The sequence below is a fragment of the Vibrio sp. 1978 genome (assembly GCF_033344345.1).
In genome coordinates, this window is sequence record NZ_JAWPOP010000030.1 from 1 (window position 1) to 23256 (window position 23256).

The 23256-nt window shown below is 44.2% G+C and carries 25 protein-coding genes; 9 read left to right on the forward strand and 16 right to left on the reverse strand.

The genetic code is table 11. The features are described from left to right. Positions 1-78: 78 nt before the first annotated feature. From fliL to fliD, 5 genes are read right to left on the reverse strand one after another with little or no spacing between them, the layout of a single operon-like run. Positions 79-579 (reverse strand): flagellar basal body-associated protein FliL, encoded by a 501-nt coding sequence (gene fliL, locus R8N49_RS21060; protein WP_005375011.1) that lies wholly within the window; start codon positions 577-579, stop codon positions 79-81. A gap of 22 nt (positions 580-601) precedes the next feature. After that, the gene (locus R8N49_RS21065; protein WP_258489173.1) at positions 602-1675 is read right to left on the reverse strand and encodes a flagellar hook-length control protein FliK; all 1074 of its coding nucleotides are present in this window, start codon (positions 1673-1675) and stop codon (positions 602-604) included. Further along, positions 1672-1992, reverse strand: a complete 321-nt coding sequence (locus R8N49_RS21070; RefSeq protein ID WP_005375013.1) for a hypothetical protein — start codon at positions 1990-1992, stop codon at positions 1672-1674. The genes R8N49_RS21065 and R8N49_RS21070 overlap by 4 nt, the downstream gene beginning before the upstream one ends. Beyond that, positions 1976-2362: a flagellar export chaperone FliS gene (fliS, locus tag R8N49_RS21075; RefSeq protein ID WP_005375014.1), complete on the reverse strand. Its 387-nt coding sequence runs from the start codon at positions 2360-2362 to the stop codon at positions 1976-1978. The genes R8N49_RS21070 and fliS overlap by 17 nt, the downstream gene beginning before the upstream one ends. 32 nt (positions 2363-2394) lie before the next feature. Continuing rightward, complete coding sequence (gene fliD, locus R8N49_RS21080) at positions 2395-3741, reverse strand: flagellar filament capping protein FliD (protein ID WP_318190069.1); 1347 nt, start codon at positions 3739-3741, stop codon at positions 2395-2397. Between the two features lie 416 nt (positions 3742-4157). On the opposite strand from fliD, the gene R8N49_RS21085 reads away from it, so the two are divergent. Continuing rightward, entirely contained in the window at positions 4158-4445 is a 288-nt protein-coding gene (locus R8N49_RS21085) for a hypothetical protein (RefSeq protein ID WP_005375016.1), read from the forward strand. Positions 4446-4515: 70 nt separating this feature from the next. Here R8N49_RS21085 and lafA read toward each other — a convergent pair whose 3' ends face one another. From lafA to R8N49_RS21130, 9 genes are all read right to left on the reverse strand, one after another. Further along, complete coding sequence (gene lafA, locus R8N49_RS21090; protein ID WP_005375019.1) at positions 4516-5367, reverse strand: lateral flagellin LafA; 852 nt, start codon at positions 5365-5367, stop codon at positions 4516-4518. Between the two features lie 300 nt (positions 5368-5667). Further along, positions 5668-6438 carry an EAL domain-containing protein gene (locus tag R8N49_RS21095; protein ID WP_005375023.1) on the reverse strand — a complete coding sequence of 257 codons (771 nt, stop codon included), beginning with the start codon at positions 6436-6438 and terminating at the stop codon, positions 5668-5670. A gap of 19 nt (positions 6439-6457) precedes the next feature. Beyond that, positions 6458-8548, reverse strand: a complete 2091-nt coding sequence (gene flhA / locus R8N49_RS21100; RefSeq protein WP_005375024.1) for a flagellar biosynthesis protein FlhA — start codon at positions 8546-8548, stop codon at positions 6458-6460. A gap of 31 nt (positions 8549-8579) precedes the next feature. Continuing rightward, on the reverse strand, positions 8580-9707 hold the full coding sequence (gene flhB / locus R8N49_RS21105; protein WP_005375025.1) for a flagellar biosynthesis protein FlhB: 1128 nt from the start codon (positions 9705-9707) through the stop codon (positions 8580-8582). Then, on the reverse strand, positions 9704-10480 hold the full coding sequence (gene fliR / locus R8N49_RS21110; protein ID WP_005375027.1) for a flagellar biosynthetic protein FliR: 777 nt from the start codon (positions 10478-10480) through the stop codon (positions 9704-9706). The genes flhB and fliR overlap by 4 nt, the downstream gene beginning before the upstream one ends. Next, a complete protein-coding gene (gene fliQ, locus R8N49_RS21115) occupies positions 10480-10749 on the reverse strand; it encodes a flagellar biosynthesis protein FliQ (RefSeq protein ID WP_005375036.1) in 270 nt (89 codons plus the stop codon). The genes fliR and fliQ overlap by 1 nt, the downstream gene beginning before the upstream one ends. Positions 10750-10761: 12 nt before the next feature. Further along, positions 10762-11520, reverse strand: a complete 759-nt coding sequence (gene fliP / locus R8N49_RS21120) for a flagellar type III secretion system pore protein FliP (RefSeq protein ID WP_005375037.1) — start codon at positions 11518-11520, stop codon at positions 10762-10764. Positions 11521-11538: 18 nt separating this feature from the next. Next, the gene (fliN, locus tag R8N49_RS21125; RefSeq protein WP_005375038.1) at positions 11539-11910 is read right to left on the reverse strand and encodes a flagellar motor switch protein FliN; all 372 of its coding nucleotides are present in this window, start codon (positions 11908-11910) and stop codon (positions 11539-11541) included. After that, entirely contained in the window at positions 11907-12725 is an 819-nt protein-coding gene (locus R8N49_RS21130; protein ID WP_005375039.1) for a FliM/FliN family flagellar motor switch protein, read from the reverse strand. Before R8N49_RS21130 ends, fliN begins: the two co-directional genes overlap by 4 nt. A 379-nt stretch (positions 12726-13104) precedes the next feature. Between R8N49_RS21130 and R8N49_RS21135 the strand changes: the two genes are divergently transcribed. From R8N49_RS21135 to fliJ, 8 genes are read left to right on the forward strand one after another with little or no spacing between them, the layout of a single operon-like run. Then, positions 13105-14124, forward strand: coding sequence for an OmpA family protein (locus R8N49_RS21135; RefSeq protein ID WP_033906697.1), 1020 nt, complete (start codon positions 13105-13107; stop codon positions 14122-14124). Beyond that, entirely contained in the window at positions 14124-15455 is a 1332-nt protein-coding gene (locus R8N49_RS21140; protein WP_047102378.1) for a sigma-54 interaction domain-containing protein, read from the forward strand. The genes R8N49_RS21135 and R8N49_RS21140 overlap by 1 nt, the downstream gene beginning before the upstream one ends. Before the next feature lie 15 nt (positions 15456-15470). Further along, positions 15471-15827 (forward strand): flagellar hook-basal body complex protein FliE, encoded by a 357-nt coding sequence (gene fliE, locus R8N49_RS21145; protein WP_005375045.1) that lies wholly within the window; start codon positions 15471-15473, stop codon positions 15825-15827. A 3-nt stretch (positions 15828-15830) separates the two neighbouring features. Beyond that, the gene (gene fliF, locus R8N49_RS21150) at positions 15831-17582 is read left to right on the forward strand and encodes a flagellar basal-body MS-ring/collar protein FliF (RefSeq protein ID WP_005384024.1); all 1752 of its coding nucleotides are present in this window, start codon (positions 15831-15833) and stop codon (positions 17580-17582) included. Continuing rightward, entirely contained in the window at positions 17551-18564 is a 1014-nt protein-coding gene (locus tag R8N49_RS21155; protein ID WP_005375048.1) for a flagellar motor switch protein FliG, read from the forward strand. The genes fliF and R8N49_RS21155 overlap by 32 nt, the downstream gene beginning before the upstream one ends. A 4-nt stretch (positions 18565-18568) precedes the next feature. Beyond that, positions 18569-19324: a flagellar assembly protein FliH gene (gene fliH, locus R8N49_RS21160; protein WP_005375050.1), complete on the forward strand. Its 756-nt coding sequence runs from the start codon at positions 18569-18571 to the stop codon at positions 19322-19324. After that, entirely contained in the window at positions 19317-20663 is a 1347-nt protein-coding gene (gene fliI, locus R8N49_RS21165) for a flagellar protein export ATPase FliI (protein WP_005375057.1), read from the forward strand. Before fliH ends, fliI begins: the two co-directional genes overlap by 8 nt. A 24-nt stretch (positions 20664-20687) precedes the next feature. Beyond that, positions 20688-21128: a flagellar export protein FliJ gene (gene fliJ, locus R8N49_RS21170; protein ID WP_017820533.1), complete on the forward strand. Its 441-nt coding sequence runs from the start codon at positions 20688-20690 to the stop codon at positions 21126-21128. Positions 21129-21144: 16 nt separating this feature from the next. Here fliJ and R8N49_RS21175 read toward each other — a convergent pair whose 3' ends face one another. Both R8N49_RS21175 and R8N49_RS21180 read right to left on the reverse strand, forming a co-directional pair. Beyond that, positions 21145-22203 (reverse strand): S1 family peptidase, encoded by a 1059-nt coding sequence (locus R8N49_RS21175; protein ID WP_025768593.1) that lies wholly within the window; start codon positions 22201-22203, stop codon positions 21145-21147. Between the two features lie 73 nt (positions 22204-22276). Beyond that, positions 22277-23170 (reverse strand): LysR substrate-binding domain-containing protein, encoded by an 894-nt coding sequence (locus R8N49_RS21180; protein ID WP_033906699.1) that lies wholly within the window; start codon positions 23168-23170, stop codon positions 22277-22279. Positions 23171-23256: the final 86 nt, after the last annotated feature.

Genomic DNA, 23256 nt, shown 5'->3' on the forward strand with positions numbered 1-23256 from the left:
TGAGCCTAGTGCAGTGAAAGTTGCACGCTGGGTTCTTAGGGGGGCCGCACTTGGTAACAAGTGTCGTCTACCCGACCGTTATTGCACAACATATTTAGTCAACAAAACATCGTCGATTTCTCGGACGATGTCTGTTTTAGCAAAAGCGAGTAGAAGCGTTTGCTTCACTTCGTCTTGCAGAATATCGATGGCACCCGCTTGCTGTAACTGATCAAACGTTTTGTCGCTAAACAGTTTTAATAGAGAGTTTTGTACCATAGGCATGTATTCATCGATCTCTTTGATACGCTCTGGACGGCGTGTCTCAATTGCCAGTTCTAGCATCACAAAGTGAGTCTGTTTCTTGCCTTTAACGGTCAAAACGACTTTGTCCAAAGGATGGAAGCTAGGACCTTTACTTGTCGGTTGTTCTGTGACCAAAAAAGACAGTGGAGAGTCTTCGATCAGTGAACCAGAGTCAGGTGACTCTTGAGCGTGTTTGTTTAAGTACCAGATTCCGCCCATAATTGTGACGGCCGAAACGAGGGCACTGGTGATGATCATGGCGATAAACAGGGCGATCATTTGTTGTTTGGTCATAACCTTTTTCCTCGAAGATTCACTAAGCTTGAGTGCTTAGCCAGTGTTCTGAATAGTTAGTTGTTGTCGTGGTTTGGAATGCACCAGATTCTCGTGCGGCGAAAATATTGGCGTCTTCTTCGTTTGCATGTGGGTCATTTCGACCTTGGTTTTGATCAGAGCCAACATTGACATCGACATGAACGAAGTTTTGCTCTTGTAACTCAGTACGCAATCGTTCCGAAACTTGCATTAAAGCTTCTCGTGTTGCTGCGGCATTGGCGTTGATGTGGACACTTAATCGGTCACCTTCAACACGTACAAGTAAATCCAGTTTCCCCAAGTCTGGTGGGTCTAGGCGGATTTTTGCTTCTTGTACATTTTGTTGAGCTTGGAGCGTCACGCGATCATGTAAAACTTGCATCATTTGCTCCCCCCACTTTCCGGCAGTGGTATCAACACGCACAGCTGCCCACTCAGAGCCTTGAGCTTGAATATGACTCGTCGCAACCGGTGAATGTGCAGGTTGTGTTGTAGGAGCTTGTGCTTGAAGTAGAGATGCGGTTGGTTGCCCTTGAACAGGTTGATTCAAAAGAGTTTGAAACTCAGCACCGGAGATAGGCAAACGCGAACTCGATGAAGTCGGCAGACTTTGCTTCACATCTTGTTTTGATGATGTGTTTAGCATGGCGTTAGATGAATCTTGAGTAACAGACTTAACTTCGCTCGCAGCCATTAAAGATGACGCTTTTCCTAGTTTCTCAGCCTGCTTCTCTGCCATGGTAATCATACCCTGGGTTAAAGCTTGAGCTTGCGCTGCAAGATCAGTCGATTCTGTTAACCCTGGTGTACTGGTCAAGTTGGCATCCGGATCTGAAGCTGAGCGGTCATCAGTATCAAAACCATGACTTTGTACTTTGTTTGCGTTGTTCAAAGTAGAGGCCGTAAGGTGAAAACTCGGTACCGCTGACGCAGAGTTAAAGTCTTGCTCACCATTCTGCTTGTTCCCTGATTTAAAACCATGAGAAAAGCCGTGTACCGAGTTCGCTTGCTTGATGTGACCCTCATTGTTAGCTGGCGAATTAACTGAGTGCTGAGTTGAAGAAGGTATGATCATTGAGTTAGCTCCATGGTCATTGCTAATTGATAGGCCATAGCGCGTTCTTGATGGTCATTGACCATGTTCATCTCTTTTTTCAACTCGTTGGTCGACTTCTCTAATACTGCGAAGGCATTAGCGTGCACTGTTTTCGCTCGCTGGATTTCAGGGGCAAGCTTAGGATCTTTCAAAAAAGGCTTGTGACTGATCAAAAGCTCTCGCAACTGCAAGTCGTACCGCTTGAGCGCATGCCAATCGGCCGTTTTTGCGGCGAACTGGATGAGCTGAGATAAATGACGGAATCGCTCTGGCGATACTTTATGCTTGTTGTCCAAAATTCATCCAACCTTCACGAATGTTACCCATTACACGCTCAACGTTAACCAAGCGATTTGCATCGTTTTGCACGCTAGCGTAATAAAGTTCGACTTGGCAGAAGTCATACAGCTGGCGTAGGTTTTCCGCAATTTCACCGCCGTTTTCATCATCTAAAGCACTTGTTAGTCCAATCAAGATGTTCATGCATTTGTTGATTCCATTCCCTTTCTCGGCCAAACGATTTGCGGCTAGGTGGCCGCGAATACGTTCAACTTCATCGAGTAGGCCATCGATTAACATGATGACCAATTGGTGTGGATTTGCTGCTGCCGCTTGAGCGTCGAGATCGACTTGTTGGTACGAATCGTAACCAGAATCCATAAGCATGAATATTTCTCCTAAATTTGGAACCAAATGTCTTATTTTTGAGCATTAAACATGGACATGGTTTGGTTCATTTGGGTCATAATTGAATTCATTTGAGTGAATTGTTTGAGATAGCGGTTGTACGACATTTCGTACTTACGCTCTAAATTGGTTTGTTTATCTTTGATTCGGTCTAAGCTTGACTGTATTGCGTCTTTACGCGTGCTGAAGGTACCTGATGAGAACTTCAAGAAAGGCTCTACCATCGCGTCAAGAGAATCTAGCAAAGCGTCATCCCCATTAAACAACGCCTCTAAGCCTGCGCTATTTGTTTGTTGAGCTTCTTTGAACTTTTCTTGATCAACTTTCATTTTACCGTTGCGGTCTAGGCTCACGCCGATTTCGCTTAGGCGCATACCATTGTGTTCACCTCGGATTAACCCCGTTAACTGATTCTCAATAGAACGCAATGTCGAGTCGCTAGCGAGCACGCCGCGTTTCTGATCTTCACCGCCAATTTGGGTGTACTGATCGATAGTCGAAACAAGGGCATTGTAGGTTTCCACAAACTTATCTAGTTGTTCTTTAGTGCCTTCGCTATCAGCTCCGATTTTTAAACCGATTGGCGAATCTCCCGCGGCTTGCGGTTTAGATACGGTAATGTCAACACCGTCGATGACACCTTCAAAAGTATTACTTGCGTTGGTTAGTTTCAGGCCTGAGTCTTTTGCACCTAGCCACATAACCGCATCTTGCGGAGCGTTAATTTGCTTGAGGTTGGTGAAGGCGTCTTCAAACCACGCTTGGCCAGTACCCGTTGCAGATACGTTGATCTTATTTTCGACACCAGTCTCAGTGCTCGATAGCATAAAGTGTGTTTGACCATTCGAGCGAACTAGAGTGGCGTTAACGCCAGGGTTATCCGTGTGATTGTTAATCGCACTGGCTAAATCACTGATCGTTGCAGTGCCGTCACCATTAACATCAACGGAGGACAAGTCTAGAGTCATTGTTTCACCGTTGATGGTGAATTCTAAAGATCCAGTTGTTGGTACTTCTGTCGTCGCCTCAAGGTCTGCAGGCATTCCTGTAGATACTTGATGCGCCGTTGCCACTTTTTCTACAAAAATCTGATAGTTACCCGTTAGCGCTTTAGCATCCGCGTTTGCAGTAAAGTTACCTTCTTGAGAGAGTGTCGCACTGTTTTTGATGATGCTGTTTGTGCTGTTATTCATCTCTTTCATTGCAGTACGAAAATCACGTAGTGCGCTTTCAACTTTATTAAAAGCTGACAGTTGTGACTGGTACACATTAGCTTGCGCTTGGTAACGGTTTTTGAATGGGTTTGTGTCCAATTGTGCGAATTGGGTTGCCATTTTTACTGGGTCTAAAGAACTCATGAGGTGTGCTCCTCTCATCTCTTATTGGCTTGAATACTTTGAATGCTACGCCTTAGTTTAATTATCAGTGGCAAGATGCGTGCCGTATATTAAATTCAATTAAAACAAAGGCTTAAAGCTATTTTGTTTTCTTGGGAGGAAGTGGTGTTTCCACCTTGTTTGTTCCGCCTTCCTCCATGGAAAAAGTAATTTCCTTATAAGAAAAGGCGACCTAAACAAAGAAAATATTTAATTGTATTGACGGTTCTAATTAGGAGAGATGTTTTAATTAGACGTTATATTCAGCCTTTACTTCAGCTTGATTCAGATAATTCTTACAGAGTGCATTAATTGCGTTCTGATATTATTTTTGATAGTGCGATGTGCAAGTGTTCTCACTAAAAATTAAATTTTTTACGTTTCAAAGAATGTCAGTTATGAATGAATTTGCGTTACGATTGATGAAATGTGCTCGTGCATATGAAGAGTTCATTAACAAAAAACTATTAAGTAAACAGAGCATCAATTCTGATGAGATAGCTAGTATCTTAAAGGAAGCTAAGTTCAATTTTCCTGAACTTAGAGATAGTAAAATAGGAAGTAAATTAGAGACGATAGAATTAGAACTGTTTAATAAGGTTTTATTCAATATTATGTTGAAGTTCGGATTCAGAGTGCCTGAATCTCACAAAGATAATACGAGCTCTATTTATATTCGTAGATAAAAATAAAGCCTTTCATAGGAAGGCTTTATAATTAAGACGATTTAAATTAAGCGCACTATTAACTAAGTAATTAGCGTAGTAGTGACATTGCCATGCTTGGAAGCTGGTTAGTTTGAGACAGAACTGTTGTACCTGCTTGCATCAACATTTGGTTCTTAGTCATGTTTGAAGACTCTACTGCAAAGTCTGTATCCATGATACGACCTTTAGATGCTGTAACGTTTTCTACCATGTTACCAAGGTTAGCCATAGTGTGCTCAAGACGGTTGATGTTCGCACCGAAGTCTGCACGAGAGCTACCAATTTTTTCTACTAGACCGTCAGCGCCGCTGATTTTGTCTAGTGCTGCTTTTGCTTTAGTCGCGTCATCGATACCATCTGTAATTGCTGCATCAGCAAGGATAGTAGTGATTTCACCGATACCTGCGCTTGCGCTTACAGTCAATGTTTCAGCAGAAGATGCACCGATTTGGAATGTTACGTCACCTGCACCGAAGCCGCCGCCTTTAAGAAGGTTTTGACCACCGAACTTAGTGTTGTCTACGATGTTGTTTAGTTCTGCAGTAAGCTGTGTGAACTCTTTGTTAAGAGACGCACGGTCTGTTGCACTGTTTGAACCGTTCAACGATTGTGTAGCAAGGTCGTTCATACGGTAAACGATGTTTGTCATTTCATCCATCGCACCTTCAGCAGTTTGCATCATAGAGATGCCGTCTTGTGCGTTACGCATTGCTACTGACATGCCGCGTGTTTGCGCTTCTAGACGGTTAGCAATTTGAAGACCAGCAGCGTCATCAGCAGCTGAGTTCACACGGTAGCCTGTGCTTAGACGTTCCATTGCTGTGTTTAGAAGTCCGCTTGTTGTGTTCATTGTGTTTTGAGTTACAAGCGAAGCGTAGTTAGTGTGCATTGATAAAGCCATCTTAGTCTCCTTAGTTAGTCACTATATCTTTCAGGCCTCGGGATATTCCCTTGTCACTAACTAGAGGCGGTCGGTCGGCTTTAATGATTAATTTGAAAATTAAAAAATTTCTAAAAAAGATAAAAATTGATGATTTTTAGTGATTTGTATTCCATGAAAACCGGGAAAATCATCATATAAGCCTAAATTTTTTAGTTAAGTTAAAGAAACTATTGCCCAATGATCTTGTGGTTATCCGTTATAAATAAAAAACAGCACGAATAAATCGTGCTGTTTTAAATATAAATGGTTGAGTTTCAACTATTCCTCATCAAAAGATTGAAAGGAGAGAGAGGTTGGGATATCGCTGAAATAACCAAAATAATAACTGGCACCCAATAAACGATACCGGTTAAGTTCCGTTTGACTCGCTACACGTCCGGCAACCCAAGTATATTTATGCTTTCTTAAGAACTTAGCAATAGGTAGGAAAGCGTGTCTTTCTTCTTTATCTTCTAGTGTGACTGACAATTTGATCATATCGGGACTAAAGTCTGCGACGCGCTCGAAGTTCACTTGCGATGTTGCGACTTCAAACCAAAGTGAATATGCATTCTCTTTTAACTTTTTGGTGAGTGTGGCGACTTTATCACGATCACATAACGTTTCATCAGCTTGAAGAGAAGGAATCACATGTTGAAAAGCAGAAGAGTGGAATTGAATCGTCTGTTCGAGGAAATAAACCCCAGGCTCCCACAGTAATGCATCCACGCGAATCGGCACGACAACATTACTAATCAAGTCGTGATGAAAGGCTTCTAACTGAAATTGTGTTTGTCTTAGTGCAAGGTAAAGACTGAACAAATCCAGGCAGTACTGCATTTGTTCAGAGAGTTTGAATTGATAGACACTTTGTTCTCCACGCATACCAAATCTCAACGTCAGGTGTTGGAATTCTACTTCTCCTGATTGAGCTTCCCTAATTGCTTGGCATGCGTGTTGGACATCATTGTGTTTTAAAGCATCAAAGACTAATTGATCGTCATCCGTGACGATATGTTGTACTGCGAGACCAACCAAATGTTCGTACATCGCATGTGTTGAAATAAGATTAACCAAGGTTTCCTACCACATTGATTTGTTTGTTTTCTGGGATTTCGTTGTAAGACAATACTGCCAGCCCTTGTGTAAATGTACGAGCGTAACGCGCTAGAAGAGGGCGCAGCTGTGGCATAACGAGAAGGATCGGAGGTAGCCCCTGTTGCTTAAGCTGTTGTCTGATCAATGGCAAGTTTTGTTGGAACTGACCAAGAATGTTTGGCTCAATTGGGAAGCTATCTAGTGTTACCGTACCAGAAGATTGTGCTTGTTGCAGTGAAGTTAGTAGCATTTGTTCTAACTCATCAGACAGTGCGTAGACATTTAACTCGTTCTTTTGTCCTGCAATTAAGTTAACAAGCGTACGCTTTAGTGCACAGCGCACATCAGATGCAAGTAGGATCGGGTCCTTTGTATTTTCCGCGGATTCCAACATTGTGTTGGCAATCGTGCGAATATCTTTTAGTGGCACTTGGTCCAATAAAAGCTGACGATATACTTTCAGCTGCTGCGCTGGATTAAGTGCTGCTGCTAATGCTTCTGCTAGTTTCGGGGCTTGTTGTGTCAAACGCTGGGTTATTGCTTCCACATCGTCGTGCGTAAACAATTCTGCAAGGTTTGTCTTCATGATTTTACTAATATGAGTGGCAATAACAGTGCCATCATCGACAACTTGGTAACCCATATTAAGTGCTTTTGCTTTATCTTGATGCTCAATCCACACAGCTGGCAACTGATAAGCAGGATCGCTACCCAAAATGCCATCTACCTCACCGTAAGTTTCGCCAACCGCTATCGCCATTAAACGCTCTGGTTCAATAAAACCTTGCTCAATGACTTCGCCATTTAGAGAAATTGTGTATTGGTTTGGCTTGAGGCTCAGATTGTCACGAATACGAACTTCAGGTAATAAAAAGCCAACTTGTTCAGAAAGGTTTCGACGCACACCGCGGATACGTTGTGATAAAGGAGCCCCTTGTTCTTTGTTGACTAGATGGACGAGTCGGTAACCAAGCGCAAGTGATAATGTTTGGACGTGAGGAATATCATCCCATGTCAGCGGTGTATCATCGTCTTGCATTGCTTGTGAAAGTGCTTCGACCTCTTCAATCTGGGAGTCTTGCACTGGCTTCTTGGTTTGACGCCACCCTGCGAACGCTAATGCGCCAGCAAACGCAAAAAAGGCTAGGTGTGGCATACCCGGTACCATACCGATTACCGCCATAATACCTGCGACAGTAAATAGCGTTGCAGGAGTTGCCAGTAATTGCTTTTGCATGGTTTCCGACATGCCATTATCGCTATCATTAATTCGCGTAACGATAATCGCGGCAGCCGTTGCCAATAGTAGTGAAGGAATTTGAGCAACTAGACCATCACCGATTGTGAGTAGGGCATAAGTTTTAAAGGCGTCAGACGCAGCGAGTCCATGCTCGAAGACACCAATACTAATACCACCAATGATATTGATAAACAGAATCAACAAACCTGCGATGGCATCGCCACGCACAAACTTTGATGCACCATCCATCGAACCATGAAAATCGGCTTCGTTGGCGACTTCTTTACGGCGTAAGCGAGCCGTTTCCTGATCGATAAGGCCAGCGTTTAAGTCGGCATCAATTGCCATTTGTTTGCCTGGTAAAGCATCCAACGTAAAGCGGGCTGAAACCTCAGAAATACGTTCACCACCTTTGGTGATTACGACGAAGTTGATGATCATCAAGATGACGAACACCACCATACCAACGACGTAGTTACCGCCAATGACGACTTCACCGAATGCTTGAATGACCTTACCCGCTGCGTCACCACCATTATGTCCTTCTAGGAGTACAATTCGCGTAGAAGCCACGTTCAATGTGAGACGTAATAATGTTGCGACCAGCAAAATAGTTGGAAAAACAGAGAAATCTAATGGTCGCTTTGCGGTTGTGCTGACCAGCAATACTAGGATTGCTAAGACGATATTAAAGGTAAACAGCGCATCCAGTAGCAGAGGAGGCAAAGGAAGAATCACCATTGCTAATATCATTAGCAAGACGATTGGAATGCCAACGTAGCCTTTGGTTGATGTTTGAAGTTGTTTTAACCGGTTAAGCATACTTTCGTGTCCTTGGATAAACGCGGGTTAATCAGTGCTGCAAATGTTTTGGAATCGAAAAATGAGGTAAAGGAATTGGCTCTTTTCCCTCACCTTTACGAAAGGCTTTCAATTGCAAAACGTAAGTAAGAATATGTGCCACTGCGATGTACAGTTGGCTTGGGATTGCTTGTTCAATCGCCGTCGTGTGATAAATCGAACGGGTAAGTGGCGGGGAGTTAATGATTTCCACTTTGTTTTCTCGGGCGATACGTTGAATGTGCATAGCAGTTTCGTCTACGCCTTTTGCGACGACAAAGGGCGCGTCAGAAAGCGAAGGCTCGTATTTCAGTGCGACTGCGTAGTGCGTTGGGTTTGTGATGATCACGTCAGCCGTCGGCACCATTTTATCGATCTTACGGCGCGCAAACTGTTGCTGTATTTGACGAATACGTTGTTTTACTTCCGGACGACCTTCATTATTTTTAAATTCCTCTTTCAATTCTTGTTTCGTCATGCGGAGTTCTTTTAGGTGTTCCCAACGCTGATAAGGAATGTCGATAACCCCAAATAACAACAAGGCGAAGCCCATTAAGAGTAAGCCTTCAAACAGAATTGACATTACTAGAGAAAAACCTTGGCTGAGTGGGAGGTTTTGCATGCCAAGTAATGGCTGTAAGTGGTTGTCTAAATAGCCATATAAGATGCCGAAGATCACGGCTACTTTGAACGTCGACTTTAAGAGCTCAACCACTGAGCGGGTCGAAAAAATGCGCTTTATCCCGCTCAAAGGATTAATTTTGCTGAGCTTTGGCATCACGTTCGCGGGACGGAACATCCAGCCGCCTAGCACAAGGCTACTACCACAGGTCACGATAATAATGACGGTAAACAATGGTAATAGCATGTCGATGATGACTGCTAAACTTTGTCCCAATTGCTCGACAAGTTGTTTAGGATTTTCTAGGTCGGCTCGCGTCAGCATCATGTTGTAGCGAAAGATCCCCGACATGCTTTCCCAAATACTATTAAGCTGAGAGTAAAAGTAGAGCGCCACCGCTAGAAATATAACCGCAGTAGTAAACTCTTTCGCGCGAGGAATTTGTCCTTCCTGACGGGCTTTCTTTACCTTCTGCGGTGAGGCTTTTTCAGTTTTGTCTTGAGAAGATTGATCGCTCATGCTCCCCCCAACATAAAGTTACTCAAGTGTCTAATGGTGTCGTGAACGAGCGCCGTGTAGCGACCAGGAACACCAGAAACTGAGATTAATACGCTGAATAGACCCAGCAGCATCGTCATAGGAAAACCTAACGCATAGACATTAAGTGATGGTGCGGCTCGGTTCATTACACCAAAACTGATGTTGGCTAGAAGCATGGAAACAATAGCGGGTAAAGCCAAAGCTAGTGAAGAGGCAAACATCCAACCGAAAATATTGACAACACCTTGCAGAGAAAGCGATGTGATACCAGATCCGACTGGCCAAACAACAAAGCTTTGAATCACGATATCTATGACGAGTAAGTGTCCTTCTAGCGCAAGAAACAACAAGGTTGAGAAAATCAGAAATATGCGTCCCAAAATGGCGACAGAAAGCCCGTTAATAGGATCATTCATCATCGCCATACCTAAGCCCATTTGCAGAGAAATCACCTGACCAAGCATGGTGAAAACGTTAAAGAGCATGTGCAAAATTAACCCAAACATTACCCCCCAAATAGCTTGCTCAAAAGCAAGGAACAGGGAAGTCATAGAGAATAATTCGACTTGTGGCATGGGTGGCATTAACGGTCCAGTAATGACAACGATCGAGAGGGCCAGTAAAGTACGAACCCAAACAGGAATAATTGCATCACCAAAGAAAGGCATTGAAATAAATACGGCTCCCACACGAAAAAACGGCCACCAGAGTTGACCGAGTATCGCCGAGAGCTCTGCAAATGTGATGGCCATTAGCCAATCATCCCTGGTATGTTGTGGAACAAGAAATCAAACAGTTCCATGATCTTACGGAGCATCCAGTGACCTGCAAAAATCACCATTAATAAGGTAACGAGCAAACGTGGCAAAAAGCTGAGTGTTTGCTCGTTGATTTGTGTGGCAGCCTGAAATACGGCGATACACAAACCGACAATTAAGCCTGGAACAACCAATACGGCAACCATCAAAATGATCAGCCATACTGCATCGGAAAATAACGTTACGGTTAGTTCTGGGGTCATAACTGCTCCTAGTTAACCGAAGCTGGCAGATAAGGTGCCAACTGTCATTGCCCAACCATCCACGAGTACAAATACCACCAACTTAAAGGGAAGTGAGACAATTAAAGGTGATAGCATCATCATACCCATTGCCATCAGGACACTGGCGACAACCAAGTCGATGACCAAAAACGGGATGAAAAGCATAAAACCAATTTGGAAGGCGGTTTTTAGTTCACTAATGACAAATGCAGGCAAGACAACGGCAAATGAAATATCCTCAACGTTTTGGTCGAGAGGCTCATTGGCAATACGTAACATTTGTTCAAGAGAGCTTTGGTGCGTCTGTGCCAGCATGAACTCTCTCACTGGTTTCTCTGCAACAGAAAAAGCCTGTATTAGCGTGATTTCGCCGTTGTCGTATGGCTGAAACGCATTTTCATAAATATCGCTCCAGACAGGGCGCATAATCAGTAACGTCAATGCGAGAGCGATCCCGACCAACACTCTGTTAGGTGGGCTTTGTTGAAGACCAAGAGCTTGGCGCAAAATCGCAAGGACAACGACAATTCGAGTAAAGCTCGTCGCCATCAAAATAAATGCTGGAAGAAAACTGAGCGCCGTCATCAACAACAGAATTTGCAGTTTAACGCTGTATTCTTGTTGTGTGTCGCCATCAGAAACGGACAAGATAGTTAAGCCGTTGTCAGCCGCCATTGTTGGGAAAGCAAACAAAAGTGACACCAATACCAAAAGAGGTAACCAACGGTGCCAAGCGCTCAGATTTTTCATTGTGATGCCTACCTAAGATTATTGACCAACGCCACTCAATGCAGAGTCATGTACATCGATCAGACGAAGTCCATACTTATCATTGACAACGACAACTTCAGCGTGGCCCATAAGAGAACCGTTTACTTTCACGTCTAAAGGCTCGCCATTGAGCTTTTCCAACTCGATAACCGTGCCTTCACCCGCTTTCATTAAGTCCCCAAGTGGGATCTCCTTACTCGCAACTTCCAGCGTGACTGTGACAGGAATGCTTTTGAAAAAGCTAAGGTCACGTTCCGCAGTGGCTGGTTCTTGTTGGAGCGTATCTTCGGCTTCAAAGTCTTCTAATTGAAAATCATCAAAGTTCAGTTCTTCTGCGTCGAATGCATTAGTTTCTAGCGCTTCGCTCATCGCTGCGGTTCCTTATCAGGGTTAAAGATCAAAACAAGTTGGCCGTCTTGCTCGGCAATACGACCTGTAAATAGAGATTGGTTGCCAATGCTTACTGGAACCGTGTTAAGAAGCTCAATAGGTAAAATATCGTTGGGTTGTAAGCCAACCACATCACTTAAAGGCATCTTCTTTTTACTTAGAACAACGTTCAGTCGAACGGGGGTCGTCTCTAAAGAACGACAGAAAGGTTGAAACAAATCGGTATCAGGCTGCAGTTCAAGCTGCTCGATTAGCGTTTGAATAAGATGACCATCTAGCTTGAGATGAATTGAGCCTTGATGATCGTCAAACGCAATGTTTAATTGAACGTTAATGCCAATACCTCTAGGGGTCTCATACTCACCCGTGTCCCACATTTCACCAGGAGCAAGCCAACCGATGATGATTCGACTGATGCGCTCTTGTAAACGTAAGTCACTGGCCGTCAGAGTAGCGGCTGAACGCTCTGCACTTGCACCATAAAATCTATCAGCCAACTTTATTAGCGTGTGAGGGTTACCATGGATGAATACCATGCCGCCTTCCTGATGTTGATAGGTCGACGTTTGCTCTTTGTCCATCTCAACCGATGTAAAGCGGTGCAAGTCTACTGAGGTTAAGCTAGCTTCCACTTTTCCTGTGCTGAGCCAATTTTGTAATTCAGTCGTAAGGTTTGAGCAAGATTCTGAAATTAAATTATCGAGCTTCTCACGAATGATATGAATAGGTTTGCCTAATAATTCTACATCAAGTAGTTGACTATCAGAAATAGGCTCGCTAACTCTATTTTCCATTTATATTTTACCGTGCGTTAACAATCGAAAGTGTTTTAACTTAATGGCGTGTAGTCTACACAGAAATTTTAATGATCTTTTAGCTCCAAACTCTAAGATTGTGACTTTAGTTCACATGTTGCTTTGTTCATATAGTCATAATCTTTTAATGAAATTTAAAAAGAGTTAGTTTTCTTTATAAATCGCTTAATAAATAAAATAACAATGTTGAGCGTTTTAGTTGTTATAGATTTTTTAAATTGCCTTTATGGCGTAACAACAACTTCAAATAAATAAATTATAAGATACTGTTTTTTATGCTTAAAGCTTCCGTTGGAGGCTAAGCGTGCTCTCTTGAGCGTTTTGTAACCAATTTTAATATTCAGAATAGGTAATTAAAATGATTAGCTATGCCAGTTCTCTCGGCTTGGTGGCATATTTAATTAAACGGTTTAAGTCATGGGAATGTAAGATATACATGAATCATGTCCGTTTGATAATTTGTAACACAATTATTGTTATCAGTTTTATTTTTTCAAAAGTGTCATATTCAGAAGAAGTCTTAACAATCCCTATGGACCTCTCTAAATGGACATATGAGGGAAATAAATTCAAATGCAACTTGTTGCAATCAAATAAAGACTATGGGAAGTTTTATTTCCTAGCGGAACCTAATAATAAATTCTATTTTATTTCCGATATAGAATATGAAAACAATAAATGGAAAACGATTGCTTTAACAACTCAAAATGCTCCTTGGGGTGATGAGCTTTATAGAAAAGAATTTGGTTCCCTTGAATTTACTAAGCCGTCTCAGCGTTTCATCTTTAATAAAGGCGCTGAAGAATTCATGGATTCAATTGCTTCGGGTAGTTGGGTGACGCTGTCACTTAAAGGAAGTAATGCTTCCTCTGTTTCAGAGATTGTGATTCCTACTCTTCAAATTCAAAACGCATTGAAATCATTTAATGCGTGTCGCGCGCGATTGCCTAAATTGTCTTTTTCAGAGGCAAGGGATATGGCGCTCTCATTTGAGTTTGGTCAGAAGACGTTAAGTCGTGGACAGAAAGCAACACTAGAAGCGCTGTATAGCTATGTATCTGTGGATGATCGAGTGACCAAAATCCTCATCGACGGTCACACCGATAACGTTGGTTCAAGTTTAACGAACCTTTCTGTGTCACGTACTCGAGCAGAGCAAGTCACCAACGCTTTGATTGAGCTTGGGGTCGACGAGTCGATGATCGAAACACGAGCTCATGGTTCGCGTTACCCAATTGCCAGCAATAACTCGGTTAATGGCCAAGCAAAAAACCGACGTGTCACCCTGCGTTTAGTGAGGGACAACGAGTATACGGCTACGAAACACTACCCAGATCTACAATCACAAAATCAACAAACGAAAGTTAAGGTTCAATGATGACGAAAACGAAAATTTTGTTGGTTGAGCCAAATGAAGCTCTTGCTCAACCAGTATTGGATGTGTTGCAAAATGCAGGTTACACCGCGAAACACACTCGTACTGGTCGAGGCGCTTTGCTTGAAGAGCGAGCAGAAATCACTTTAGTGAGCTCTACGCTGCCGGATATGTGTGTTCGTGAGTTTGTCGCGTGTCACCAAAAGCAGCGAAATTCGGGTGTTGTTATTGCGATTGTCGACCAAGAGCAAGGCATCTTGGCTGCTGAGACGATGAAAGCGGGCGCTACTGATTATCTATTACGCCCATTTGAATCTAATCAGTTGGTTAATCTGCTTAAACGTGTTGAAGCGTTAGGTAAGCCAATGGCCAACATTGTTGCGGAGTCTTGGAGAAGCAAACAAGTTCTGCAATTGGCGCATCGTGCAGCATGTACTAACGCGAGTGTGCTTATTACAGGTGAATCGGGAACGGGTAAAGAAGTGCTGGCGCGATATGTGCATGAGCACTCTCCGCGTATCAATGGTCCATTTGTGGCGGTTAACTGTGCCGCCATTCCAGAGTCAATGTTAGAGGCTGTGCTATTCGGTCATGTAAAAGGCGCGTTCACCGGAGCGACAAATTCTCAAAGCGGTAAGTTTGAAGAAGCAAATGGCGGGACGATTCTGCTTGACGAGATTGGTGAAATGTCACCTGCGGTTCAAGCGAAATTGTTGCGCGTCCTTCAAGAGCGTGAAGTAGAACGTGTTGGTAGCCATAAAGCCGTTCAGCTCGATATTCGTGTTATTGCGGCAACCAACAAAGACTTACGTGAGGAAGTTCAAAAAGGCACGTTCCGTGAAGATCTTTATTATCGATTAGATGTGCTGCCTCTGCACTGGCCGCCTTTGCGTGAAAGAAAAGAGGACATTCTACCGATTAGCCAATTCTTTATTGAAAAGTATCAAGATAGCAGCCGCTGTCACCTATCCCAAGATGCGATTAGTGCGCTGAGTCAGTATCACTGGCCGGGCAATATTCGTGAGTTGGAAAATGTCATTCAACGCGCTTTGGTCATGCGTCATGGTGATTACATTACAGCCCATGACCTGATGCTGCCTATTGAGCTTGTCGCGTCAGTTCCTACAGCAGAGCCAACTTCAAACTTTGGTCATGTAGAAGCGAAGAAGCAAGCTGAATATCAGTTTATTTTGGAAAAGTTACGTCAGTTTGGTGGAAACCGAACGAAAACCGCAAACGCGCTTGGAGTCTCTACTCGAGCGCTACGCTACAAGCTCGCAGCAATGCGAGAACATGGTATTGATTTACAGTCGGCACTAGGCTCGGCTGCCTAATAGGAGAAAAAATAGATGGCAAGTCAACCTACTCATGCGGTCTCGGCAGAGCAACTTATGTTGTCAAAAATGCAGGCGATGCAGGCACAAGTGCAGCCGCCAGAGTTTATCGTGAGTGCAAATCCTTTAGATCAACAATCACTAAACGCACCTTTATCGTTCTCACAAGCGATGACAAATGTGTTGGATACAGTGAATCAACATCAATCAGTGGCTAGTCAAAAAATGACGGCCGTAGAAACAGGAAAAAGTGATGACCTAGTTGGTGCAATGGTCGCGAGCCAAAAAGCCAGCTTGTCCTTTAATGCTTTGATGCAAGTGCGCAACAAAGTCGTGACCTCATTTGAAGATATTATGAAGATGCCGGTGTAATTCATGTCAGAACTAACCCCCCAAGTCGCCGGAAACACAGCTATGGCTACCGGCACAGCACAGACATTTTCTACTGCCAATGGCATGGACGATGTGACAACGAAGCTGAAGCAAATCTGGTCTAGCAGTCAGAGAAACTTAGTGCTATCTGCGGTGTTAGCTGCGATTGTTGCAGCGATTATTGTGGTTGCACTATGGAGTTCCTCGCAGAGCTTTCGTCCGCTTTATAGCCAACAAGAGCGTTTTGATATCGGCGAAATTGTGTCGGTATTAGAAAGCGAAGGCGTAAGCTACCGCATGCAAGAGCAAAATGGACAAGTTCTTGTACCAGAAGGTGAGGTTGCGAAGGTACGCATGTTGCTTGCATCAAAAGGTGTTAAAGCTAAGCTGCCGACAGGTTTGGATTCGCTCAAGGAAGATAGCTCTCTTGGTACGAGCCAATTTATGGAAACGGCGCGTTATCGTCATGGTTTAGAAGGTGAGTTAGTACGTACTATCATGTCTTTGAACTCAGTAGCGAACGCGCGTGTTCATTTAGCAATACCTCGTCAAACTCTATTCGTCCGCCAAAACAGTGAGAATCCATCAGCATCTGTCATGCTTGAGCTCAAACCTGGTGAAGACTTAAAGCCTGAACAAGTCGAAGCGATCATTAACCTAGTGGTCGGTAGTGTCACGGCAATGAAGCCAGAATTTGTTTCTGTCATTGACCAGTATGGCCGTCTTCTTAGTGCGGATGTCGCTTCTGCGGAAGCCGGCAAAGTAAACGCGAAATATCTTGAATACCAGAAGAGTGTTGAAAAACAGATCATCCAACGCGCAGCAGATATGCTTACGCCGATTGTGGGGCCGAGTAACTTCCGCGTACAAGTCGCTGCCGATCTGGACTTTAGCCAAGTTGAAGAAACACAAGAAATTTTGGATAACGCGCCGGTTGTGCGTAATGAGCACACCATTCATAACAACTCGGTTGATCAAATTGCGTTGGGTGTTCCAGGTTCTCTAAGTAACCAACCGCCAGTGACAGGATCTGGTGAAGTGGAAACGAACGATAGCCAAAACACGAATGCGCGATCTGAAGTGAATCGTCAATATGCTGTAGGTAGTAGTGTTCGTCGTACTCAATACCAACAAGGCCAAATAGAAAAGCTTAGTGTCTCGGTTTTGTTGAACTCGAAAGCTTCGCCAGATGGTGTGGCGTGGAGTGAAGCCGATAAAGAGCAAATCTCAAACATGATCATGGATGCTGTTGGTATCTCTGCCACACGAGGTGACAGCTTAAGTTTAATGAGTTTCAACTTCACCCCAATTGAAATTGATGCTCCTCCTGCACTGCCGTGGTGGCAAGACCCTACAGTACAGCAGCCAATACGCTACGTTATTGGTGGCTTGTTAGGCTTGGCGATGATCTTCTTCGTACTGCGTCCATTAATCATGCACCTAACTGGCGTTGATAAACCTGTGCCTGAGCTAAATTTTGCTGAGCCTCAGGAAGAACCTGACTACGAAAACTTGCAAACGCGTGAAGAGCGCGAGCATGAAGAAGTACTTGATCGCCGCCTATCTGAAAAAGGCATCTCAGCCTCTTCAGGTTTAGATGTAAACAGCGACATGCTACCACCAGCAGGTTCGCCATTAGAAATTCAATTGAAACACCTACAGCTTATTGCTAATGAAGAGCCAGAGCGCGTAGCCGAAATACTGAAACAATGGGTAAACATCAATGAACACAGTTCTATCAAAGCAGACGCTTAGTTATGTTGAACAAACCGCGCTCGTGCTATTAGGCATGGGCGAGGATGCCGCAGCGAAGGTTTTGCAACACTTTAGCCGTGATGAAACCCAGCGTGTGACTCGTGCAATGGCGAAGTTAAATGGCATTAAGAGCGATTCTGCTCGTGGTGTTATTCAAACTTTCTTTGAAGATTTCCGTGAGCACAGCGGTATTCGAGGAGCCTCTAAGGAATACCTATCTAATACATTGCGCAAAGCGTTGGGTAACGATTTGGCAAAAGGGTTATTAAATACCTTATATGGCGATGAAATTCGCAACAACATGCAGCGCTTACAGTGGGTGGAAGCAGAAACTCTCGCTCGTTTCATTGTGAATGAGCACCCACAAATGCAAGCAATTTTTCTAGCGTATTTGCCAGCGGACAGCTCTTCAGCGGTATTGAAGCACTTGCCACAAGATTACCATGACGAAATATTGTTCCGTATTGCTCAATTGCAAGATATCGATCATCAAGTTGCCGTTGATTTGCATGAACTCGTTGAGCGTTGCATCGAAAAAGTATCCGCAAGTCAAAGCACGCCGTTATCAGGTGTTAAGCAAGCAGCAGATATCATTAACCGCTTTGAAGGTGACCGTGGTTCATTGATGGAAATGCTGAAGTTGCATGATGAAGATGTTGTTAATGCAATCGAAGAAAACATGTTCGACTTTATGGTTCTTGGCCGACAACGCGAAGAAACTATGGACATGTTGGTGCAGCAAATCCCGCTAGAGTTGTGGGCAGTTGCGCTAAAAGGTTCCGATATTACCTTACAACAAGCTATTAAGCGTTCAATGCCGCAACGTATGGTAAAAGCGCTAGAAGATGACATGGACGCACGCGGCGCTGTTGCGTTAAGTCGAGTTCAAAAAGCACGTCAAGACATCATGCAAATGGTACGTGAGCTGGATGAATCTGGTGAAGTTCAGCTGCTTCTCTATGAAGAGCCAACGGTGGAGTAAGGTCATGCTAGAGACAAAATCAAGTACTATGCGATTGCCTCCGAGCGGGTATCGTTTACACCGTTTTCCGCCTTTAGCGCAACCTAAGACTATCGAAGACGAATTCGGGCTAGATAACCAAGGCTGGCAAGAACCTCAAATAGATATCCAACAGCAACTTGAAGAAGGTTTTCAACAAGGTTTGCAACAAGGACATGAGGAAGGCTTACGCCAAGGTATCGAACAGGGCAAGCAACAAGGTCTGTTGGAAGGCCAAAAAGAAGGTTTCCAAAAAGGCTTTGTTTCCGGTGAGCAGTCTGGAAAGCAAGGCTTTTTGGAGGCGGCGAAGCCTGTCAATGAACTTTTTCACGCCCTTTCTCGTTGGCAAGATGAAAAAGAACAGCAACAACGCCATATGATTTGTGAACTGGTACAAAAGGTAGCTCAGCAAGTGATTCGTGCCGAGCTCACTTTAATGCCTCAGCAGATCCTAGCTTTGGTGGACGAGACATTGTCTGCCATGCCTGGTAAAGCGGAAACAGTAACTGTGCATTTAAATCCGCAAGATTTAGAGCGCATTACTCACATCAATGCTGATTTGCCGCAATCTTGGAAACTGGTCCCTAATACGGAGCTTCCTATTGGTGGCTGTCAGTTAGTGACTGATGACGCAGAAGCGGATGCGAGCTGCGACTCTCGTTTGGAAGCCTGTATGGACAATGTAAAGCAACACCTTTTGGATGAAGTCAGTATTCCACAGGTAGAGTCTGAGCATGAGTAATACCCTAAGCCATGAACTATTAAGTGAGCGTTTGAGCGAAGCCTTGGCTTCGCTCGATTCAATCCCTGTTGCTCGCGTAACAGGGCGATTGATAAAAGTAAACGGCTTAATGTTACAAGCCGTAGGGTGTCGGTTTAAGCTTGAGCAGCGTTGTCTCGTAGAAACCGCGGAAGGCGATATGATCGAAGCGCAAGTTGTGGGCTTTGAACACACTATTGCTTACCTCATGCCTATCCGCCGTTTAGGCGGTCTGTTTGCAGGTGCAAAAGTCATCCCTCTTGATGGTGATAGTACCGTGCAGCTAAGCTCTCAGTGGTTAGGACGCGTACTGAATGGTTTAGGTGAGCCGTTAGATGACGGGGCACCGCTTAAGGGGGGTGATCGAGTTTCACTTGAACCAAAACCGATTAACCCACTGAAGCGACGCCCAGTTGATACGCCACTCAACGTAGGCGTGCGAGCGATTAATGGACTATTGACGGTAGGCAAAGGCCAACGTATTGGTTTGATGGCTGGCAGTGGCGTCGGTAAAAGTGTGTTAATGGGGATGATCACCAAAAACACGGAGGCCGATGTAATTGTGGTCGGGCTTATCGGTGAGCGAGGCAGAGAAGTACGTGAGTTTATCGAGAGAAACTTAACCCCAGAAGCGCGCAAGAAAGCGATCATTATCGCGGCTCCTGCTGATGAATCCCCGCTAATGAGGTTAAGAGCGACACTACTTTGTCATCGCGTTTCAGAGTATTTCCGAGACCAAGGCAAAGACGTTCTACTTCTGATGGACTCTCTAACCCGATACGCCATGGCACAGCGCGAAATCGCTCTTTCGCTCGGTGAGCCTCCAGCTTCTCGTGGTTATCCGCCCTCAGTCTTCAGCGTGTTACCTCAACTCCTAGAGCGAGCGGGTAACAGTGAAAATCAACATGGTAGCTTAACGGCAATTTATACCGTATTGGCAGAAGGGGACGACCAACAAGATCCTGTCGTGGATTCCGCGCGCGCCATCTTAGATGGGCATGTCGTTTTATCGCGTCAACTGGCTGAGCAAGGGCATTATCCCGCGATAGATATCAACGCGTCTATTAGCCGTTGTATGAATACTTGTACGCAGGACGCACACAGCACGATTGCGAATAACTTCCGTCAAATGTACTCCAACTACCTTCAGGTTAAAGAGTTACTGCCATTAGGGGGTTATCAACCAGGACAAGATCCTGAGTTAGATCAATCTGTTGCTATGTATCCAAATTTGCGTGCATATCTACAACAAGCTGCCAACGAGTCTGTAGATTACCCAACCAGTTTGACCGAGCTCGCGCAGCTTTTTCAAAGTGCTTAATCAAATGGGAGTGACAAGGCTGAAATGAAATCCAAGTTAAAAGCCGTAGGCAAGTTACAGCAAATGGAAGAAAAACAGCGTGACCGTGTGGGTCAACAACTTGATGCCATGCGTCAGCGTCACTCCCATCTTTCAATGCAATTGGAACAGTTGTCGGCGTTGAAAGGCCACGCTGGACAATCAACCCGAACCGGCCCGACGCTGACGAGCGCGGCTTTGATGAACTTTAATCGTGTTGACCAAATGCTACAAAGAATGCTTCGTCACCACGAGCAAGAGCAAGCCGTTATGCAAGCGGAATGTGCATCTGTACAGAAAACGCTAGAACACAAGCACGCACGCGTTCAAGGGTTAGAAAAAGTGCTTGATCGTTGGCGTACTAAGCAGAACTATGAAAAAGCGAAAAAAGAGCAAAAGATGATTGAAGACATCATTAACTCTCGCGTTAAGCGCAAGATATTATGATGTCTTGTTGACGCTACTAGGAGCGCGAATAATTTCTGCGGTGTCTTAGCCAACCAAACCAGCCTCCAAGCATGATCAACCCTGATCCGAGAGCACCGCCGCCACTGCTGCCGTTGTTACCAAAGCCAGATGTGTTGGTATCGACAGGCTCAAAGCCAGAGTCCCCTTCGCTATGATAATCTTCCGAACTTGCTAAGAGGGCGTTATAACTGGTTTTTACACCTGAGCTGGTTTGGGTCTCAATCCATGTTGCATAGTTCAAAATCTCGGTAAACACACTTGGAATCGCAGCGGATTCGCAAACTGAAGAACCGTAGCTCACAATGCCAATTTGCTGATACATGCCATTATTGTCTTGATAGGTGAGAGGACCGCCTGAGTCACCCCGACAGATACCAGTGTAGCTTCGTTCAGGAAATCCATTCGCACATAAACTTTCCTGAGCGTTAAACCCTGTTACCAACGAAGCGCATTGGGTGTCGGTAAGGGGTTTTACTTCTGCCCAGCGTAAATAGTTAGGGGGGCTTTCATCATTGGTTGAGGTCTGACCTAAACCGAATATCTGATAAACTGACTTGCTGCTGTAGTCTCCAAAGTCTTGCGGTAAAGTGATGGATTGGACGTTATCGGTGATAGGTCTAGTCAATTCAAGGACAGCGATGTCATTAATCCATAAATCGCTAGGCACATAATCAGGATGAATCGTGATAGAGCGAACATCTTTGAATTCTTCAACAAACACGTCATTCATCGTAGGGTTTTTGACTAACACTCGTAGGTCGTTGATTGTCCAGCCGTCAGTAAAAACGCTTGGTTCTACGCAGTGAGCCGCAGTTAAAATGAAGCGGTCGTTTACAATGGTTCCCCCACAAATATTGGCAAACTGATTAGCGCCAGTTTTATGTAGAATAAGACGTGCAAAAAAAGGAAGTTGGTTTTGGGTAGCCTGCTGACCCCCAATAATTGCCGTGGAGATCCCTTGTTCTGAAAGGCGGTTATCATTTTCTACTTCAGCGGTCGTACTCAAAGATACTGCAAAACAGAGTGCGCTTAGCCATATTTGATACTGCTTCATAAACCATCCTTGGATGAAAAGTGCTCTTCTAACTTTATACTAGTTTTTCAGTGAATGTGCTTAACAAAAGTTTCTAATAGTTGAATGATTGTTGTAGCCAAGATCGCAACAGATGAAACGATTCAAGCTTTAGCTTGTGTGGCGGGCATACAAAGTAAAGCTGTTGATGAGGATTAATGACGGGTTCACCCAGCTCGATTAGCTGACCATATTTGATGTCATCCTTCACAAACAAGCGATGAGTGACCAATAACCCCAAACGACGAGTTGTGGCCTGGACGGCTTGTATCGACATGTTAAAAGTGATTGGTTTTTTATTTTTAGGTCGCTGGATACCCGTCGCGTCCAGCCACACGTTCCAGTCATTTTTTCTTCGTTCGTTAGTAACTTCAATGATGGGATACTGCTTTAAGAGTTGAGTGATGTTTGAGTCCTTGGTCTTCGCTATCAATTCAGGACTGCACACCAAAACCAGTTCATCTTCACTGAGCTTTTCGCAGTAGTAATCCTGCCATTCTTCGGGATTTCCATGCACCAAGGCCGCGTCGATACCTTCTTGTTCTAAATTGAATCTGCCAGACAGGTTTGATAAACGAACGTCTAATTGAGGAGCAAACCCTTGTAAATCTGACATTCGAGGAATCCACCAGTGAAGAGCCAATGAATTCACCATATTGAGCGTAACACGCTGCAAGTTCTGATCTTGGATGAGTGCTTCCGTTGCATCGACAATTTGCTCTAAAGCGGGTGCCACCTTCCTGTAATACTTTTTACCGTCCGCGTTGAGTTGAACTTGTCTGCCTATGCGATCAAATAGAGGCTTGTTGACTTGACTCTCCAGCGATTTAATTGCCTGACTTACGGCTGAGTGGCTCACACTTAATATCTGTGCTGCTTCTGTCATGCTGCCAGACTCAGCTACTGCAACAAATGCGTAGATGGACTTTAAGGGGACTAGTTTCCGCATAATTTAAAAACCGTAGCTGGTGATAGATAAGTTAAACTGTAAGTTTTTCTTACATCAATGGTTAATATTACTCGCTATTTACGATA

Excerpts from the sequence above, each read along its gene's own strand:
- lafA (WP_005375019.1), bottom strand. The coding sequence starts at position 5,367 with ATGGCTTTATCAATGCACACTAACTACGCTTCGCTTGTAACTCAAAAC.
- flhB (WP_005375025.1), bottom strand. The coding sequence starts at position 9,707 with ATGAGCGATCAATCTTCTCAAGACAAAACTGAAAAAGCCTCACCGCAG.
- fliD (WP_318190069.1), bottom strand. The coding sequence starts at position 3,741 with ATGAGTTCTTTAGACCCAGTAAAAATGGCAACCCAATTCGCACAATTG.
- fliL (WP_005375011.1), bottom strand. The coding sequence starts at position 579 with ATGACCAAACAACAAATGATCGCCCTGTTTATCGCCATGATCATCACC.
- R8N49_RS21155 (WP_005375048.1), top strand. The coding sequence starts at position 17,551 with ATGAACACAGTTCTATCAAAGCAGACGCTTAGTTATGTTGAACAAACC.
- R8N49_RS21085 (WP_005375016.1), top strand. The coding sequence starts at position 4,158 with ATGAATGAATTTGCGTTACGATTGATGAAATGTGCTCGTGCATATGAA.
- R8N49_RS21180 (WP_033906699.1), bottom strand. The coding sequence starts at position 23,170 with ATGCGGAAACTAGTCCCCTTAAAGTCCATCTACGCATTTGTTGCAGTA.
- fliE (WP_005375045.1), top strand. The coding sequence starts at position 15,471 with ATGGCAAGTCAACCTACTCATGCGGTCTCGGCAGAGCAACTTATGTTG.
- flhA (WP_005375024.1), bottom strand. The coding sequence starts at position 8,548 with ATGCTTAACCGGTTAAAACAACTTCAAACATCAACCAAAGGCTACGTT.
- fliN (WP_005375038.1), bottom strand. The coding sequence starts at position 11,910 with ATGAGCGAAGCGCTAGAAACTAATGCATTCGACGCAGAAGAACTGAAC.
- fliI (WP_005375057.1), top strand. The coding sequence starts at position 19,317 with ATGAGTAATACCCTAAGCCATGAACTATTAAGTGAGCGTTTGAGCGAA.
- fliH (WP_005375050.1), top strand. The coding sequence starts at position 18,569 with ATGCTAGAGACAAAATCAAGTACTATGCGATTGCCTCCGAGCGGGTAT.
- fliQ (WP_005375036.1), bottom strand. The coding sequence starts at position 10,749 with ATGACCCCAGAACTAACCGTAACGTTATTTTCCGATGCAGTATGGCTG.
- fliS (WP_005375014.1), bottom strand. The coding sequence starts at position 2,362 with ATGCTTATGGATTCTGGTTACGATTCGTACCAACAAGTCGATCTCGAC.
- fliJ (WP_017820533.1), top strand. The coding sequence starts at position 20,688 with ATGAAATCCAAGTTAAAAGCCGTAGGCAAGTTACAGCAAATGGAAGAA.
- fliR (WP_005375027.1), bottom strand. The coding sequence starts at position 10,480 with ATGGCCATCACATTTGCAGAGCTCTCGGCGATACTCGGTCAACTCTGG.
- R8N49_RS21140 (WP_047102378.1), top strand. The coding sequence starts at position 14,124 with ATGACGAAAACGAAAATTTTGTTGGTTGAGCCAAATGAAGCTCTTGCT.
- R8N49_RS21135 (WP_033906697.1), top strand. The coding sequence starts at position 13,105 with ATGATTAGCTATGCCAGTTCTCTCGGCTTGGTGGCATATTTAATTAAA.
- R8N49_RS21095 (WP_005375023.1), bottom strand. The coding sequence starts at position 6,438 with ATGTACGAACATTTGGTTGGTCTCGCAGTACAACATATCGTCACGGAT.
- R8N49_RS21130 (WP_005375039.1), bottom strand. The coding sequence starts at position 12,725 with ATGGAAAATAGAGTTAGCGAGCCTATTTCTGATAGTCAACTACTTGAT.
- R8N49_RS21175 (WP_025768593.1), bottom strand. The coding sequence starts at position 22,203 with ATGAAGCAGTATCAAATATGGCTAAGCGCACTCTGTTTTGCAGTATCT.
- fliP (WP_005375037.1), bottom strand. The coding sequence starts at position 11,520 with ATGAAAAATCTGAGCGCTTGGCACCGTTGGTTACCTCTTTTGGTATTG.
- R8N49_RS21065 (WP_258489173.1), bottom strand. The coding sequence starts at position 1,675 with ATGATCATACCTTCTTCAACTCAGCACTCAGTTAATTCGCCAGCTAAC.
- fliF (WP_005384024.1), top strand. The coding sequence starts at position 15,831 with ATGTCAGAACTAACCCCCCAAGTCGCCGGAAACACAGCTATGGCTACC.